Source organism: Paraburkholderia sp. SIMBA_054 (genome assembly GCF_046534875.1).
GTDB classification, from domain to species: domain Bacteria; phylum Pseudomonadota; class Gammaproteobacteria; order Burkholderiales; family Burkholderiaceae; genus Paraburkholderia; species Paraburkholderia hospita.
On record NZ_JAWRXV010000682.1, the window covers coordinates 1 to 276 of the forward strand.

Consider the following 276-nt stretch of genomic DNA (forward strand, 5'->3'; position numbering starts at 1 on the left):
ATCGACGCCCTGATCCCGGTTGGCCGCGGCCAGCGCGAGCTGGTCATTGGCGACCGTCAGACCGGCAAGACCGCCATCATTCTCGATACGATCCTGAACCAGAAGCCGATCCACGACAACGGCCCGGACAAGGACAAGCTGTACTGCGTCTACGTCGCCGTCGGCCAGAAGCGTTCGACCGTCGCCCAGTTCGTCAAGGTTCTCGAAGAACGCGGCGCTCTGGAATACTCGATCGTTGTCGCGGCTACCGCTTCCGATCCGGCTCCGATGCAGTAT

The 276-nt window shown here is 62.0% G+C and carries 1 pseudogene; it reads left to right on the forward strand.

Features of this window, described 5'->3' with window-relative positions:
• Positions 1 to 276 (forward strand): annotated as a pseudogene (locus tag SB822_RS56835) (F0F1 ATP synthase subunit alpha); the annotation flags it as partial.